We start from the raw sequence: 16,777 nt of genomic DNA, 5'->3' as shown, positions 1-16,777 counted from the left end.
TATTGAATGTTCGCTAAAAGAACGCTTTTCTTAGCTTTACTTTTATTAGTTACAATCTCGTACGGACAAAATAGTCCTAAGGAAATCGCTTCTATAAACTCAAGAATTGACTCTCTGTGTCGCGTTGCCGGCACTGATATTCAGGAAATGAATTACGAGTCATCCCTTCAAAATCTTGAGAGTGCACGACAGTTATCCCAATCAGTAAATAATAAGAACAGAATAGGTCTTACCAGCAATTATCTGGCGCAGGTGCATTTGCAATTAGGCAATTATGAACAGGCCGGAGTAGAATGTCTTGAGGCAATAAACATACAAAGATCTATTAACGATACACCAGGGCTTGGTAGTAGTTATCTCACCGCTGCACAAATTCAGCTTAAGCTGAATAATAATGATAAAGCTAAAGAATATCTTGATCAGGCAGAGTTGATTTTTGAAAAACTTGAAGATCAATTTCATCTCGCTACAACTTTTCTGTATCAGGGCAATCGAGAACTGGCAGCTAACAATCCCGAGCCTGCAATTATAAACTATAATCGCGCTCTTAGTATTTTTAATAAAGAGGGCAAAGATGAATATCTACGATCAAAGGCAGCACTACAAAAAGGGAAAGCACACGCAGAGCTGAGCCAATATGACATGGCTCTTATTGCCGCAAATATGGCTCATGATGTAAGTGTTAAGAATAAATACCCTCACATTGAAGTAGAATCTCTGGAGCTATTAAGCAACATTGCTTCGGTAAATGGAGATTATGAAAAAGCATTTAATGATCTAAAAGAGTACAACGAGAAGAACGCCGAATATTTTGGCAATAATGCCAATGAAAATCAAAACACTGTTGTTATTACTAATGCGCTGGAGACAGATACCTTAATGACACCAGACAATTATGAACCATACAACACAAAGGCAAATAAGCTCACAAGTGTTCTCGTAATTGCTCTTTTCACATTATTATGTTTACTGGCTCTTTCTCTTTATAAGAACAATAACTTAAGAGCTAAGGCTAACGAATTACTACAAACCAAGAATACTGAACTATTCATGGCTAAGGAGAATGCAGAAAAAGCTTCGGTTGTTAAAGCGCAATTCTTATCTACTATCACGCATGAATTGAGAACTCCTATGTATGCTGTGACTGGTTTGACGCATCTCTTATTGCATGAAAATCCCACTCCAGAGCAGAAAAAACACCTGGATTCACTTAAATTCTCAGGTGAGTATTTACTTTCTTTAATCAACAATATCCTAGATCTCAATAAGCTTGAAGCAAACAAAGTTGAGGTTGAACAAACCACTTTCAATTTACGCAAACGAGTAGACGATGTGATTTTTGCTCTTGACAGATCAGCTCAGGAAAAAGGCAATCAACTCGTTCTCGAATTTGAGAAAGACATACCAGATCAGATTATTGGCGACCCTTTAATGATCTCTCAAATTCTTATAAACCTGATTGGTAATGGAAATAAATTTACCCGTGATGGCCAGGTTATTGTACGTGTACAGAAGATAAGTGAGAATTCGTCTCAGGTTTATTTACATTTTGAGGTTGAAGATACTGGTGAAGGTATAAGCAAGAAAAAGCAGAAGAATATTTTTCAGAATTTCACACAGGGTTCTGTACAGATCAACAGAAAATTTGGCGGTACAGGCTTGGGGCTGTCAATTGTAAAGCGCCTGCTAGATCTTCAAAACAGTAAAATAGAACTCGAAAGCACACTGGGTAAAGGTTCAAAATTCTTTTTTGACATAAAGTATAATCTTACTAAGGATGCATCTAACCAAAGAAATATAGAGAAGGTGTACGATATAGATTATGCAGCATTAGAAGGTCGTAAAATACTTGTGGTAGAAGACAACAAGATAAACCAGATGATCACACGCAAGATCTTAGAAAAAAATAAGATGGAATGTGAAGTTGCAGATAATGGTGAGATTGCTATCGAAAAAGTACGCTTTGAAGCTTTTGATCTTGTCCTGATGGATATTCACATGCCGGGAATTAGCGGTATCGAAGCAACACAAAAAATACGCGAATTTAATAAAGACCTTCCTATTCTTGCATTAACAGCCGTTACTATTGATGAGAATATAGACGATTTTTATCTGGCCGGCTTCAATGATATTATCCCTAAACCGTATAAAGTAGAAGAGTTCTTTTCTAAAATACACACTTCATTAAAGCGCAAGAACGTCATTATTTAATGCTCTAAAAAGCTCACTTTGGCTGACTACTATTTTGAAAACTCATTTAAAAATCCTCTTATTTGAGCTGAAAATCGGTCTTTTTCTTCTAAAAATCGCATTTCTATAGGGAGATAATAGAGGGTTGCATGCTTAAATTTTCCTTCTAGACGCATATAATCTTTCTCTGTAGTTAGAATAACCTCACGCTTATCAAGTTCGTTAATTTCCTTCTCTGTAAAGTTGTGATGATCACTAAATTCTACATGCTCATAACGTAGCATATTTTCATCTAAGTAATTAAGCAGCGGCGCAGGATTAGCAATACCTGTAACGAGCGTAAATGAGGATGGTAATTCATTTAAATCAATAGATGAAGCGCCATGCAATTTTACGCCGTACGCAATGGTTGAAAAGTATACAGGCGCAGAAGAATATTTTCTAATTTTTGTGCCGATTTCACCCTTCTCCACCTCATTTAAAGTTGATGGGCATTTAGTAACTATAATACAATCGGCTCGCTTTGCACCCTTGCGCGACTCTCTTAAATTACCCGCGGGAAGAATAAAATCACCATAAAACATAGAATCATATGCGCTCAGCATGATAATAAAACCGGGTTTTACCTTGCGATGCTGGTACACATCATCAAGGACTATAATCTCTGGCTTCGGATTCTTATTTCGCAAAAGCGAAATACCATTTCTTCTGTCTTCATCAACAGCAACGTAGACTTCTTTAAACTTTTTAGCAAATTGCAACGGTTCATCGCCCGTTCTGTGCACTGCGCTATCTGGTGTGACATCCAGATAACCTTTCGTTTTACGGCCATAGCCCCTACTTAAAGTTGCTACTTTATAATTATCGCCTAATAAGCGTAAAACATATTCTGTCATGGGTGATTTCCCAGTGCCACCTACAGAAAGATTCCCAATACCAATTAAAGGAAAATCATAAACCCGGGAAACCAGCCAGCCTTTGTTGAATAAATAATTACGCACACCGGTAATTGCTTGATATATTAGCGCAAATGGAAAAAGTAATTTCCTCAAGTTGTTCATGGCAACGAAGGTATAATTTTTATCTTTACTTTATAATTGCATCCATGATCGTAAAAGATATAATAGACGCTCTAGAAGAGCTGGCACCTCCCGCTTACGCTGAAGATTTTGACAACACCGGTTTGCTTGTAGGGGCAAAAGAATCTAAAGTTACTGGCATTCTCGTCACACTTGATACACTCGAAAAAACAGTAGAAGAAGCAATTGCTAAAAACTGTAATCTTATAGTTAGCTTTCACCCCATTATTTTCTCTGGGATCAAAAAACTCACAGGTAAAAACTATGTTGAGCGCGTCATTCTAAAAGCGATAAAAAATGATATTGCTATTTACGCAATTCATACTGCACTTGACAATCTTCCTAACGGAGTAAGCAAAGGCATGGCTGATGCTTTACAATTAAAAAATCGTGAAGTACTAATTCCTAAAAAAGGAATTATAAAAAAGCTTACCACTTACGTTCCAAAAAATGAAGCCATTGCTTTACGTGACGCCTTATTTGCTGCAGGAGCAGGAAAAATAGGCAATTACAGTAATTGCAGTTTTGTAACTAAGGGAAAAGGAACTTACAAAGGTAATGAAGACAGCAACCCTACTGTAGGCGAACGCAGACAGTTACAGCAGGAAAAAGAGGTGCAACTTAATATCACTTTTGAAGATTATAAAGAATCTCAAATTTTAAACGCTCTTTTTAAAGCGCATTCTTATGAAGAAGTAGCTTATGAAGTGACAACTTTAGATAACAAAAATCAAAATGTGGGTATGGGTATGACTGGCATCTTGCCAGAACCTATAGATGAAATGGTATTTTTAAGACATGTGCAGAAAGCTTTTCATGCCAAAGGTGTGCGTCATACAGAATTATTAGACAGACCGGTTAAAAAAATAGCCGTTCTAGGCGGTAGCGGAAGTTTTGCAATTGATGCAGCAAAAGCAGCTGGTGCAGATGTATTTATCACTGCAGATCTAAAATATCACCAGTTTTTTCAGGCTGAAGAGCAGATTCTTTTAGTAGATATTGGGCATTACGAAAGTGAACAATTCACAAAAAATATTCTTACTGACTATCTTACGAAAAAATTTACTAATTTTGCAGTCATTTTATCAGAAGAAGATACCAATCCCATTAAGTATTTATAAGTATGGCAAAAAAGACAGAAGCGAGCGTAGAAGATAAGCTCAGAGCACTTTATGATCTACAATTAATTCATTCACGTGTAGATACAATAAGAAACGTGCGTGGAGAGCTTCCTTTAGAAGTTGAAGACCTTGAAGATGAAGTTGCCGGTTTAAAGACCCGTCTTGAGAAATTGGGTGGTGACCTTAGCGTTGTTGACGATCAGATCAAAGCTAAGAAATTACAGATTGAAGATTCTAAGACCTCAATTAAAAAGTATACTGAGCAGCAAAAGAATGTACGTAACAATCGTGAGTACAATTCATTAAGCAAAGAGATCGAGTTTCAGGAACTTGAGATTCAATTGGCTGAAAAGAATATCAAAGAATACAGAGCGCAAATAGAGCAGAAAAAAGAGGTTATAGAAACCACTAAAGAACGTCTGGCTGAGCGCGAAAATCACCTTAAACACAAAAAAGAAGAACTTGACGAGATCCTTGCAGAAACTGAGAAGGAAGAGCAGGAACTTCTTAAAAGAGGTGAAGATTTTGAAGAGCAAATAGAAGAGCGTCTTGTTAAAGCATATCGCCGCATACGTTCTAATGTACGCAACGGTCTTGCTGTTGTTGCTATAGAGCGTGGTGCTTCAGGAGGTTCATTTTTTACTATTCCACCGCAGGTGCAGGTAGAGATCGCAGGTCGCAAAAAGATCATAACAGATGAGCACAGTGGTCGTATATTAGTAGATGAGGATCTGGCTCGCGAAGAACAGGATAAAATGCAGGCAATATTCTCTAAAATCTAGAGCATTCAGCATTTACCGATATAATATTAGAAAGCCCCGCATAGGGGCTTTTTTATTGATGTTAAGTATCAATAGTTTAACACCTCCTTAATATAGCTGTGCTATACTATCTCCTAATTTTACTTGAATTTAAGCATCAAGTAATGAAATTACCCATAACGCTTTTTATAGCTGTATTTTTTCTCAATTCCTGTAAGAATAATGCTAATAATCATCAGGATCAAAGTACAGCCTATGCAGAGCCGGTGCAAACCCAGGCAGTAGATGGCTACAAAAGAGCCTATTTCGCCAGCGGTTGTTTTTGGTGCGTAGAAGCGGTTTTTGAAAGCCTCAAGGGGGTAAAAGAAGCAGTAAGTGGTTATAGCGGTGGCTCCGAAAAAAACCCTACATACAATCAGGTAAGTTACGGGAAGACAGGGCATGCAGAATCTGTAGAAGTTTTTTATGACCCCAAAGTTATTGATTATCAAACACTTGTAGACGTATTCTTTGGCTCGCAAGATCCTACTACTCCTAACAGACAGGGACCCGATAAAGGAAGACAATATCGTTCTATTGCATTTTATCAAAACGAAGAGGAAAAAGAAATTATACAGAACACGATTGACAGACTCAATAAAACTACCTACGATGGCGAGATAGTTACAGAGGTGGTTCCTTTTCAAAAATTTTGGAAAGCAGAAGATTATCATCAAAATTATGAACAACATAATCCTGACAATCCATACATTCAAAATGTGTCAATACCCAGAATAAATAGATTTAAAGCTAAATTTCCAGAACTTTTAAAAGACAACGCTTCTCTACATGAGTAAAATTCCTCAAATAGCAATTATCCTTTTTGCCCTCACAACTCAGGCGCAACAGGATTTCTCTAAATATAAATGGAGAAACAGAATTCTGCTTTTTACTACAACTTCACTAGATAATGAGGATTTTAAAAAACAATGGGAATCTTTTTTAGATAAGCCAAAAAAATTAGAAGATCGCAATTTGTTGCTTTTTGTCTTATGCAAGGGCCGTATTTATGATCATGAACTAAAACCAGTTTCACATTTTGATGTAGCTGCTTTACGCAAATTATATAGTCTGCCTGCCACTCATGAAGAAGTAGTTCTCATTGGGAAGGATGGTGGTTCTAAATTCAAAAAATCTTATGTATTTGATAGCGCTCTCGTTTTTGAGAATATTGACAAAATGCCAATGAGACAAAGAGAAATGCGGGAAAATATAGACGACTAATATTGAGCATATAAAGCTATTTTTTAACGTTTCAGCCCGATTTTCATATCAATTCGGGCGTTTTTATTTCCAAAAAGGAGTTATTTCTTAACCTACATCAATAGAATTCGCAGTATTTTCTACTAATTTGTTCCAAACAAAAAAATAATTATGACAACAGATCAACCTTTATTACAATCATATAAACTTGGAGATTTAACTTTAAAAAACCGTCTGGTAATGGCTCCTATGACCAGGAGTCGTGCAGACAATGCAGACAGTGCCCCTACAGATATTCATGTAGAATATTATACTCAGCGCGCGAGTGCCGGTTTAATAATTACAGAAGGTTCTCAGGTATCTAAAAGAGCTGTAGGATATGTACATACAGGAGGTATTCATAATCAGGCACAAATAGATGGCTGGAAAAGAGTAGTTAAAAGCGTTCATGATGCTGGTGGCAAAATTTTTATTCAATTATGGCACGTGGGGAGAATTTCGCACCCAGATTTTCATAATGGTAAATTACCTTTAGCCCCAAGTGCAGTAAATCCTAATGCGCAATCTTATACGCCTGAAGGTTTTAAAGATACAGTTACTCCCAAGGCGATGAGCCTTGAAGAAATTGAAGAAACACAACAGGAATTTGTTCAGGCCGCAAAAAATGCTAAAGAAGCAGGTTTTGATGGTATAGAGATACATTCTTCAAACGGTTATTTATTTCATCAGTTCTTTAACACACTTGCTAACTTACGCGAAGATCAATATGGCGGCAGTATAGAAAATAGAACCAGATTCTTTTTTGAAACTTTAGATAAGGTTAAAGAAGTATGGCCAGAAAATAGAATTGGTATAAGACTAAACCCATCTCTTAATGGCACCTTTGGAATAGAAGGAACAGAAGAAACGATGCCTACCTTTGATTATATAGTTGAAAAACTAAATGCTTATAATCTATCATATTTACATTTATCTGAACCTTTTACAGATGTTAGTGCGATCCCCTTTTTAGAAAGTCACATTGCTAAAAGATACAGACCTATCTATAACGGTACGCTTATGATAAATGGAAATTTTGATCAGGAAAAAGGTAATGCGGTCATAGAAGCCGGAGAGGCAGATCTTGTTGCATTTGGTAAACTTTATATTTCTAACCCAGATCTAGCAGAACGCTTTGCCGCTAATGCAAATGTGGCAGCATGGGATCAGGATACCTTCTATACGCAGGGAACAAAAGGTTATACAGATTATCCCACCTACAAAGAACAAATGCAAAAAGCTTAAAGTATTCACAAGCTACACATAAATTTGTTTAATATTAACACATTATAATTAAACAATATATAATTTAGGGTCACTTAACTTTGACCCTTTTTTTATGCTTCATTTTTCCACAAACGATTTAGAAGGCCTCCCATCCAGATACAGAGCACATTTTATAAATTCCTGTACTGGTTTTAAGTCGGCTAATCTCATAGCTACTAAATCAAGTGATGACATTACTAATGTAGCAGTCTTTAGTTCTGTAACTCATCTGGGTAGTCATCCTGCACTTTTGGGTTTTGTGCTTCGGCCTAATACTGTAGAGAGGAATACGTATGACAACATTAAAAAGACTAACTTTTTTACAGTTAATCACATTAACCAGAATATTATTAAAGATGCGCACCAGACCTCTGCCAAATATGAAGGTCATGTATCTGAGTTTGATAAAATAGATCTGGATGAAGAATATCTTCATGGTTTTAGAGCTCCTTACGTAAAACAGAGCAGGATAAAACTTGGCTGCAGCTATGTCAATGAGTATTATCTAAAAGAGAACAACTGTCATTTCATCATAGGAGCCATTGAGCACATTTATATAGATAGAGCGATTCAGGCAGAAGATGGCTGGTTAAACTTAGAAAAAGCACATACGGTATGTGTCGCTGGTCTTGACGGTTATGCCCTACCGCAAATTCTCAACAGATTTACTTATGCAGAACCAGGTACTCAGGTTCAATCTATCTCTACAGACGGCTCTTAGTAAGAAAAGACGCTGAGCTTTTATGACTACAGCTAACCTATTGATAAGAAATCACTCTAAAAGCAAAAGAATTCTTAACAATCTGGCTAAAAATGCTAAAGAACGCCCAATTTTCTAAATTTTCCTGTTAAACCCTGTTAAGTAATCTTATCACATTTGAGAGTATCACTATATTTAATTAACTAATCAACAAAAACTATTTGACATGAGAGATATTATTTCGCTCATCATAGTCCTGCTTATTATAGGATGGCTGGTGGGATATTTTGGCTTCGGCGATGCCGTAGGAAGTTTAATTCACATTTTGCTAGTTCTTGCAGTAATAGGAATTCTTTATCGTCTGGCAACGGGGAGAAGACCTTAAATCAAACAAAAATTAATACTAACCTAAATTAAAACTACAATGAGAAGATTATTTTTAACCTTATTTACAGCTGGTCTTTTAGCAACAAGTTTCACCAGCTGCAGAGAAACAAACAACGCAGCAGATGATGTAGAGGATGCAGTAGATGATGCTGGAGACGCAGTTGAAGATGCAGTAGATTAAATTAGAAATAAAAAACCCGAAAAACCCGCTTCTTAGGCGGGTTTTTTGCTTTAAATACCCGATATTTTATGTGGAATCTGGATGATAAAACTGCTCTCGTTACAGGTGGAACAAAGGGAATAGGCCGCGCAATCGTAAAAGAGCTTCTTTCGCTTAAAGCGAAAGTGATATTTACGGCACGCAATAATGATGATATTCTCGCTTTTGAGAAGGAACTGCTAAATCAGGACCTCATCGCCTATGGTTTTTGTGGAGATGTGTCAAAAGAAGAAGATCTTAATAAGCTGGCGAACTTTGTTTCCCACAAGTTTGAAAAACTCGATATCCTGGTAAATAATGCGGGAATCAACATCAGGAAGAATGCTACAGCATATACCTCTGCAGAATATAGAAAAGTATTAGAAATTAATCTTATCGCTCCTTTTGAGTTAAGCCGAAAATTATACCCGCTTCTAAAGAAATCAGGAAAAGCTTCTGTAATTAATATCGCTTCTGTAGCGGCAAATCAGGATGTAAAAAGCGGTGCGCCTTACGGAATGGCAAAATCAGGATTGTTACAGCAAACACGAAGTCTGGCAGCAGAATGGGCTATAGATAACATCAGAGTGAATGCCGTTTCTCCCTGGTACACAGAAACGCCGTTGACAGAAGCTGTTTTTAATCAAAAAGACAGACTTGCTCATATAATCTCCAGAACACCTATGCAACGCGTAGCACAACCAGAAGAAATGGCGGGCGCCGTTGCATTTCTCGCCATGGATAAAGCATCTTATATAACAGGACAAAACCTTGTTGTTGATGGCGGCATAAGTATTTCTGCGTTATAAATCGTCTATTTATAACCCTGTGCCTGTAATTCAAAAAGCTCTGAGTACAACTTGGGTTCCTGCATAAGTTCATGATGAGTTCCCGTTTCAAGAATTTTGCCGTGCTCCAGAACCACAATACGATCTGCCATACGCACTGTACTAAAACGATGCGAGATTATTATGCTGGTTTTACCTTCAGTTAAGCCGATAAAACGCTCAAAAACCTCATATTCTGCTTTCGCGTCAAGCGCGGAAGTTGGCTCATCGAGTACCATAACTTTAGCATCTTTCATATAAGCTCGTGCCAAGGCCACTTTTTGCCATTGGCCGCCAGATAATTCCTGACCTTTTTTAAAGCGTTTCCCCAATTGTTGATCATAGCCTTTCTTAAATTGATCAACCACTTCTGATGCCAGACTTAGCTGTGCGGCACTGTCAATTTTACCCTGATCTTTAATCGCGTTTATGTCGCCTATGGCAATATTTTCACGCAGCGTAAATTCATATTTAAAGAAATCCTGAAAGATCACACCAAACATTTGCTGGTAATCCTGTTTTCTAAATCTATTTATATTGATACCATCAAGTAGTATTGCTCCTTCTGTAGGCTCATAAAACCGCAACATAAGTTTGATCAATGTTGTTTTACCCGCCCCATTTTGACCTACAAAAGCCATTTTTTCTCCTGCTTTAAGCGAAAAAGTAACCCCTTTAAGTACTTTTTTGGTGCTTCCGGGGTACGCAAAATGAAGATCGATTACTTCAAAGCCACTTTTAATTTTGGTAGGTAAATCGAGATATTCAAGGTCTTTATCTTCGACCTTTAAGTCTATAAAATCAAAATAATCTTTTAGATATAAAGCACTTTCGGTAATACGTGTAAAATTTGAAAAGAAGGTCTGTAAACTATTTCGCAACCTATTGAAAGAAGCAGAGAGAAATGTAAGTTCACCTATGGTTATTTCACCTACAAGAACACTGCGAATTATCACGATATAAGCAGCGTAGTAACAAATTACTCCCAGCGCATTAAAGCCGGCACTGTAAGTACTGCGCTTGATAGTAAGATCTTTATTGATCTTATAATATTGCTTGCTTAAATTACGAAAACGACTAGCTACAAAATCAACAAGACCAAATAATTTGATCTCTTTTGCAGTTTTATCGTTTGCACCTATGTACCGCAGATAATCGAGCTCACGACGCTCTGTTGTCCAGCTGCGCGAAATAGAATACCGCTGCCCGCTAAACTTGATCTCATTAATAAAAAGTGGAATAATACTTAGAGCCAGTAAAATTATAAGAAGCGGTTCAAAATATATTAAACCTGCGATTAAGGTAATTATAGAAATAACACTTTGTGCCTGGCCCAGCGCATTGCTCATTAAACTTACTCTGCCTTGCGTTTGCTGTCTGGCACGCTCAAGTTTGTCGTAAAACTCAGAATCTTCTAGCTGACTAATATCAATCTCGCTGGTTTTTCTTATCATCGTTTCAGATGACTTGATGTTATACAAATCCCCCAGTAAACCATCTGTAATAGAGATCAGCCTATTGATCAAATCTGAAATAATAGCAATCGAAAATTCAAGAATTACATAATTCCAAAGCTGTGTATAGTCTGGTGTAGTAGCCGCAATTTGCGCAATGATCTCATCTATAATTAATTTACCTACCCACAGAATGATTACGGGAGCAAATGCATTTATAAGTCTGCAGATTAGATTGACGAGAAATAGTGTTGCATTGGTATTCCAAACCTCTTTAAAGAATCGCGGTATATATCGCAACGCCTGAAACGAAGCTCTAATATTGGTGCTTTTCTTATCTTTTATACTGTCTAATGCCATTATTTAGCCTTTGTTCAAAATTAATCCAATTTCTTGTGGAAACATTGAGCTTGATGAAGTGTTCTCAAATAAGTTAGAAAGGCAAAGTCTCAACGCAAAAATGGATCTCGCCATTAAGCTTCATAAGAAATGTAAACAGGTTTTCTATTGTAGATCAAGACAAGTATAAAACTGAAGATGGAGCAGCCAAAAACTATATAGAACAGCGGCACAATACTTACAGTAACAAATCTGGTCACTAAAATACTGGCCAAAGAACCAAATATCATACTCAAACTACCCACTAAAGCAGAAGCACTGCCCGCCTGAACAGTGAAAGGATGTAAAGCCAGTGTGGTCACATTAGGATTTTGAAAACCGATGAGAAAAAGCATTAAAAACAGAACAGGATAGACAACCCAGAATTCTACAGCAATAAGATTAGATATTAGTCCTACCACGGTTACAATAGTTAGAAGAATTGTAGTCGTAAGTGTTATTTTCAATAAAGAGAATCGGCGTAATACTAGCCTGTTTAACTGACTTCCTAAGATCAAGCCAAATGCGTTACCGCCAAATATCCACCCAAAATGTTGCTCACTCATACCAAAATATTCAATAAAAAGAAATGGAGCGCTGGAGACATATGCTAATAGTGCACCTATTGTAAAACCACGAGCCATTGAGAAAATAAAGAACTCTCTATTTTTTAAAATGGAAATATACTCGAGAACCACAGCTTTAGGATGCAGGCTTGTAGAGCGATTAGGCTTTACACTTTCTGGCAGAATAAATGTGACATTAAATAACATGATCGCTGCAAAACTGGCAAGTATAAAGAATACTGCTTCCCAGTTAAAAAAACCAATTACTATCCCTCCTACTGTAGGCGCAATTATAGGCGCAACTCCCATAATAAGCATGAGCGTAGAAAGTACATCTGCCACTTGCTTCTTATCAAACAGGTCACGTACCATTGCCTTAGAAGCTACCATCCCAGATGATGCTCCCAGAGCCATAAAAAAGCGGGTAATTATAAGTACGTACAAGTTCCAGCTAAATGCAGCAATAAGCGCTGAAATGATATATAAACTCAGCCCTACAATGAGCGGTTTTCTACGACCATAACGATCCATTAGCGGGCCGTATGCCAATTGACCCAGCGCAATACCAATAAAGTAACTTGTTAAAGTAAGCCCTACCCTGCTAATATCTACATCAAACTCTTCTGCGACACTGGCAAAACCCGGCAAATACATATCAATTGAAAAGGGACCTATGGCAATTAAGGTTCCCAGAACAAGTACAATAACATTTTTAGATTTAGTTGTGTAGCGGTGCGTCATAGACAATTTATAAAACGCAAAATTAGAACAGCTACACGTAAACTGACTTTAAAAAGTGTTATTAATATGGTAAAAATCGGCTATTAAAGCAGCAAAATCGGCGATATTAAAGCGAAAAAATGACAGATTGATAACTACTGAATATCAATTATTTACAATAAATATATGAAGTTTAAACAGGCCTTAAAGAGATATTTCAGTTTAACTCTAAAAAAGAACCCGCTCCTTTTTGAAGAGCGGGTTTAAATAGTCAAAAAATCACATCTATTTATCAGGCCAATGCCGGTAGAATTTTAAAAAGCATATTGTACTCCTGTAGTAAATACTTCCTGTGCTTTTAACTGAACCCCATTTAAATCCTGATAAAGAGGATAAGCTAACTCAACTGAAAAACGCAGATCTTTAAGACAGCCTTTAGGGACGAAGAAATTTGCACCAAGACCTAAATTAACGTACGTTCCGCCAGAATTTGCGGTATCTGCTGTACTTACCATCATGGGGTTTAAAGCAGGATTGCTGCCTGAGATCTCATCTACTATAACACCTTCAGCACGCAGCGATAAACTCATCACATCTGTTGCTTTGTAGCTATACCAAGAGTTTAACCGGTAATTATTCCCCAGCGTATAACCATTGTCATTTTCGCCAAAGCGAATAGTACTCTTTGCTTGGGCACCAAAAGAAGTTGCCTGCCATTGTTTAAGAAATGTCAAACCGAACAGACCATCATATGTACCGCTGCCTATTTGCATTGCATATGGCATAACCATCTTCATACCCATAGACATAGGAGTCACACCTTTTTCGTCAATACTTCCTGTGGGTAATGAAATTCCTGCCTGAAGATGCATTTTTGTAGTTCCTGCTTCCAGAAATTTGTAGAGCGCAGAAACCTGCACATCTCCCCAGCCATTACTTGCTGTAGTAAAATTGGCTCCCATTACCGTTAAATGCTTCATAGAACTTTCGCTGTACATCCCCATCGCCATTAAAGTAACACGATTAGTGGGTGCATACATCAAGCATAACATATGCATGTGCATAGGCATGCGTGTAGGTGTCACCATGTATTTATCATTTGGTTTTAAAGCAGATATAAAAGAGGCATCATCGCTACCCCTTTTAAGATCATGCATATCCATATACATATAGCGGTAAGAAAGCATAAACTCTCCTTTGCCGTGCGTGTGATCTCCCATTATTGATATGGGCGCATGCGCATCTGGTCTATTGCCGTTCCATTTATTTTCTGTTATTGTTACTTGAGCGCAGAGGCTTGCTGTTGCACATAGAGTAAGTGCAACGAATATATTTTTCATTGTTTTAATTTTAATTATACAGTTTTAAGGCTATTAGAGAATAGTCCTTGTTTTAAGCTAAAGTGTATAATTGTACTTTGGGTGGTGGGTACGGAATATCACAAAATCTGGATTGGTAACAAAATGCATTCTTCCAGTTCTCTGTTTTAAAATCAAAAGTCCAAACTAATGGAATTTCATAATGTGTTTTTTGGAAATAAAGCGGAATAAATGAATCCAAAACAACAGCACGCGTTGTACCCTTGTCTGAAGTATCCTGAGATAAATTAAGTTGTTGGGCTAAATGACACTTGCCGTTACAATGTAGTTCGGGCTTCGCCTTATTAACACAGTATTTTTCAACAATTACATCAATATTTAGCTGAAAATAAACAATATACCCGGCTTGATAAACAGGTCGTAAAGTAAAGGTGAGGAGTAGTATTAATGCAAAAAGACGATGCAATCTTTTAATTTTTGCAAAGATATCATGATTTCTCAAGAATACGTAGCAAAATCGCAATTCCTATTTCATTAAAAACCAGAAACATTTGTACATTTACGTACACCAATTGCTATTAAAATGAAAAAATTAGTCCTAATCCTATCACTTGCCACGGTATTTGTTGCATGTAAAACTGAAAATAAAGACGGTATGGCAACATCTGACGCGAGTACAGAAATGCCAAAAGATGATATGAGCAGTGAGCAACAAGAAGCCTGGAAAATCGCTGAAGCTTACGGCGCAGAAGACTGGGATAAAGTGAAAGAAATAAAATTCACATTTAACGTAGATCGTGGCGAGAATCATATGGAGCGTTCCTGGACGTGGAACCCTCAAACTAAAGATATCACCATGAAAGCCGGTGACGACACCGTAAACTATAACCGCAATGATATGGATAGTCTGGCAGTAACTTCAGACAAGGGTTTTATCAATGATTCATATTGGTTGCTTGCACCTTTACATCTGGTTTGGGACGATGTAAAAATTACAGTTCAGGACACGGCAACTGCACCTATTAGCAAAGATATGATGCATAAGATCACGCTCACATACGGTGGCGATGCTGGTGGTTACACCCCGGGTGACGCTTATGATATGTTTTATGGTGATGATTATGTGGTTAAAGAATGGATCTACAGAAGCGGCAATAGTCCACAGCCTTCTATGATGACAACATGGGAAGATTATGAAGATATTGACGGCATAAAAGTCGCAAAAACACACAAAGGCCCAGATGGTGATTTTAAACTATATTTTACTAATGTCGCGATAGAAACAGAATAATACACTTAAAGTTTTATCTCCACTTAAAAATAACTTCAACTTTAAAACCCCGGCGAGCCGGGGTTTTTTATTTTCGCTTAAGCGAAAGAGCAATTAGACCCGCCAAAACAGCAAAACACAGCAGGGCAATAAAACTGCTTTTAAGACTGAAGGTTTCGGCTAAAAAACCTAAAAAAACAGGTCCTAAAAGCATTCCTGTAAAACCAGTTCCTGAAATAAAACTTACACCTTCTGCTGCCGCAACGCCGGGTAGATTTCCGCTATAGCGTAATAATTCTGGTACCATCACAGAAAAACCCAGCCCCACAAGGCCAAAACCTGCTATAGCAGTCCAAATATCAGCCGTTAAAACCAATGCAAATCCCACTGCCGCTAAGGAAGCGCCGGTAACAAGAATTACTTTTGAACCGTATTTTGCGCTTATACCATCACCATAGAAACGACCAAAAGCCATAGCCGCATTAAAAACAGTATATCCTAAACCAAATAAGGAAGCAGCTGCTAGAGTAACTTTTTCCAGATAAAGCGCACTCCAGTCTACGATCGCACCTTCTGATGCCATGATTAAAACTCCTATTATGCCCAGACCTATAAGCGGTCTTATATTTTTTAGCTTAAAAACAGATTCCTGTTCTTGCACAGGAGCAATGATCGTTATGTAATTTTTGATCAAAAAGTAATTTACCACGATCATAATTACCGATATGATTATAATATGAGTTAAGGCATTAGGCATCACAGGCATTAAAAAAGTACCTATCCCCGCTCCTACCATTCCGCCCAGACTAAAAAAGCCATGTGCGGCAGACATAAAATGTACACCGTCTTTTTTTTCGATTTCAGTTACGAGAGTATTCATAGAGACATCAAGCATGCCTCCACAGGCGCCCACACAAAATAGGGCAACACATAAACCCACATAACCGCTCACCGCAAATGGCCCTATAAAACTGATGCAAAAGGCAAAAACACCTACAGCAGTCATTTTGCCCACCCCATATTTATTAATTAATCTAGGGATAAAAGGTAACATGCTAAGGGTTCCTAATGCTATAAAGAGTACAGCAAAGCCTAACTCACCTTCAGACACATTAAGATTCTTTGTGATCCTGGGTATGTAGATCGCCCAGGTACCAAACACAATATTGAGGGTTGCAAATATAATTGCAGGTGACAGATACCTGCGACTGCTCGCGATCAATTTGAGTGCCTTCATATCTGCAAATTACAGATATAAA

16 protein-coding genes are annotated in these 16,777 nt (G+C 37.5%); 11 read left to right on the top strand and 5 right to left on the bottom strand.

All coding sequences use genetic code 11. The features are described from left to right. Positions 1–6 precede the first annotated feature (6 nt). Entirely contained in the window at positions 7–2,211 is a 2,205-nt protein-coding gene (locus ACH3PA_RS11340; protein ID WP_416444162.1) for a response regulator, read from the top strand. 29 nt (positions 2,212–2,240) lie between these two features. Here the strand turns inward: ACH3PA_RS11340 and lpxK are convergent, their stop codons facing one another. Further along, positions 2,241–3,251, bottom strand: a complete 1,011-nt coding sequence (gene lpxK, locus ACH3PA_RS11335; protein WP_416444165.1) for a tetraacyldisaccharide 4'-kinase — start codon at positions 3,249–3,251, stop codon at positions 2,241–2,243. 44 nt (positions 3,252–3,295) lie between these two features. Here lpxK and ACH3PA_RS11330 point away from each other — a divergent pair, with 44 nt between their 5' ends. The 9 genes from ACH3PA_RS11330 to ACH3PA_RS11290 all read left to right on the top strand — a co-directional run bounded on the left by ACH3PA_RS11330 (position 3,296) and on the right by ACH3PA_RS11290 (position 9,793). Further along, positions 3,296–4,390 (top strand): Nif3-like dinuclear metal center hexameric protein, encoded by a 1,095-nt coding sequence (locus tag ACH3PA_RS11330; protein WP_416444167.1) that lies wholly within the window; start codon positions 3,296–3,298, stop codon positions 4,388–4,390. Positions 4,391–4,392: 2 nt separating this feature from the next. Next, a complete protein-coding gene (locus ACH3PA_RS11325; RefSeq protein WP_416444169.1) occupies positions 4,393–5,172 on the top strand; it encodes a zinc ribbon domain-containing protein in 780 nt (259 codons plus the stop codon). 143 nt (positions 5,173–5,315) lie between these two features. Continuing rightward, complete coding sequence (gene msrA, locus ACH3PA_RS11320) at positions 5,316–5,987, top strand: peptide-methionine (S)-S-oxide reductase MsrA (RefSeq protein ID WP_416444171.1); 672 nt, start codon at positions 5,316–5,318, stop codon at positions 5,985–5,987. Continuing rightward, a complete protein-coding gene (locus tag ACH3PA_RS11315; protein ID WP_416444173.1) occupies positions 5,980–6,414 on the top strand; it encodes a DUF4174 domain-containing protein in 435 nt (144 codons plus the stop codon). Before msrA ends, ACH3PA_RS11315 begins: the two co-directional genes overlap by 8 nt. Before the next feature lie 150 nt (positions 6,415–6,564). Further along, positions 6,565–7,677 carry an alkene reductase gene (locus ACH3PA_RS11310; protein ID WP_416444175.1) on the top strand — a complete coding sequence of 371 codons (1,113 nt, stop codon included), beginning with the start codon at positions 6,565–6,567 and terminating at the stop codon, positions 7,675–7,677. Positions 7,678–7,771: 94 nt separating this feature from the next. Continuing rightward, the gene (locus tag ACH3PA_RS11305) at positions 7,772–8,419 is read left to right on the top strand and encodes a flavin reductase family protein (RefSeq protein WP_416444177.1); all 648 of its coding nucleotides are present in this window, start codon (positions 7,772–7,774) and stop codon (positions 8,417–8,419) included. A gap of 205 nt (positions 8,420–8,624) precedes the next feature. Then, the gene (locus ACH3PA_RS11300) at positions 8,625–8,783 is read left to right on the top strand and encodes a lmo0937 family membrane protein (RefSeq protein WP_416444179.1); all 159 of its coding nucleotides are present in this window, start codon (positions 8,625–8,627) and stop codon (positions 8,781–8,783) included. A gap of 39 nt (positions 8,784–8,822) precedes the next feature. Next, positions 8,823–8,966 (top strand): hypothetical protein, encoded by a 144-nt coding sequence (locus tag ACH3PA_RS11295; RefSeq protein ID WP_416444181.1) that lies wholly within the window; start codon positions 8,823–8,825, stop codon positions 8,964–8,966. Positions 8,967–9,034: 68 nt separating this feature from the next. Continuing rightward, positions 9,035–9,793, top strand: a complete 759-nt coding sequence (locus tag ACH3PA_RS11290; protein WP_416444183.1) for an SDR family oxidoreductase — start codon at positions 9,035–9,037, stop codon at positions 9,791–9,793. A gap of 5 nt (positions 9,794–9,798) precedes the next feature. Here ACH3PA_RS11290 and ACH3PA_RS11285 read toward each other — a convergent pair whose 3' ends face one another. From ACH3PA_RS11285 to ACH3PA_RS11275, 3 genes are all read right to left on the bottom strand, one after another. After that, positions 9,799–11,625 carry an ABC transporter ATP-binding protein gene (locus ACH3PA_RS11285; protein ID WP_416444185.1) on the bottom strand — a complete coding sequence of 609 codons (1,827 nt, stop codon included), beginning with the start codon at positions 11,623–11,625 and terminating at the stop codon, positions 9,799–9,801. A gap of 113 nt (positions 11,626–11,738) precedes the next feature. Beyond that, the gene (locus ACH3PA_RS11280; RefSeq protein ID WP_416444187.1) at positions 11,739–12,950 is read right to left on the bottom strand and encodes a multidrug effflux MFS transporter; all 1,212 of its coding nucleotides are present in this window, start codon (positions 12,948–12,950) and stop codon (positions 11,739–11,741) included. Between the two features lie 293 nt (positions 12,951–13,243). Then, a complete protein-coding gene (locus tag ACH3PA_RS11275) occupies positions 13,244–14,269 on the bottom strand; it encodes a transporter (RefSeq protein ID WP_416444189.1) in 1,026 nt (341 codons plus the stop codon). Between the two features lie 562 nt (positions 14,270–14,831). Between ACH3PA_RS11275 and ACH3PA_RS11270 the strand changes: the two genes are divergently transcribed. Next, on the top strand, positions 14,832–15,539 hold the full coding sequence (locus tag ACH3PA_RS11270; protein ID WP_416444191.1) for a hypothetical protein: 708 nt from the start codon (positions 14,832–14,834) through the stop codon (positions 15,537–15,539). Positions 15,540–15,606: 67 nt separating this feature from the next. Here the strand turns inward: ACH3PA_RS11270 and ACH3PA_RS11265 are convergent, their stop codons facing one another. Continuing rightward, entirely contained in the window at positions 15,607–16,755 is a 1,149-nt protein-coding gene (locus ACH3PA_RS11265) for an MFS transporter (protein ID WP_416444193.1), read from the bottom strand. Between the last annotated feature and the right edge of the window lie 22 nt (positions 16,756–16,777).

Source organism: Leeuwenhoekiella sp. A2 (genome assembly GCF_047946655.1).
Taxonomy (GTDB): Bacteria; Bacteroidota; Bacteroidia; order Flavobacteriales; family Flavobacteriaceae; genus Leeuwenhoekiella.
The sequence above is the reverse complement of the archived record's forward strand: the minus strand, read 5'-3'. Positions and strand labels throughout refer to the sequence as shown.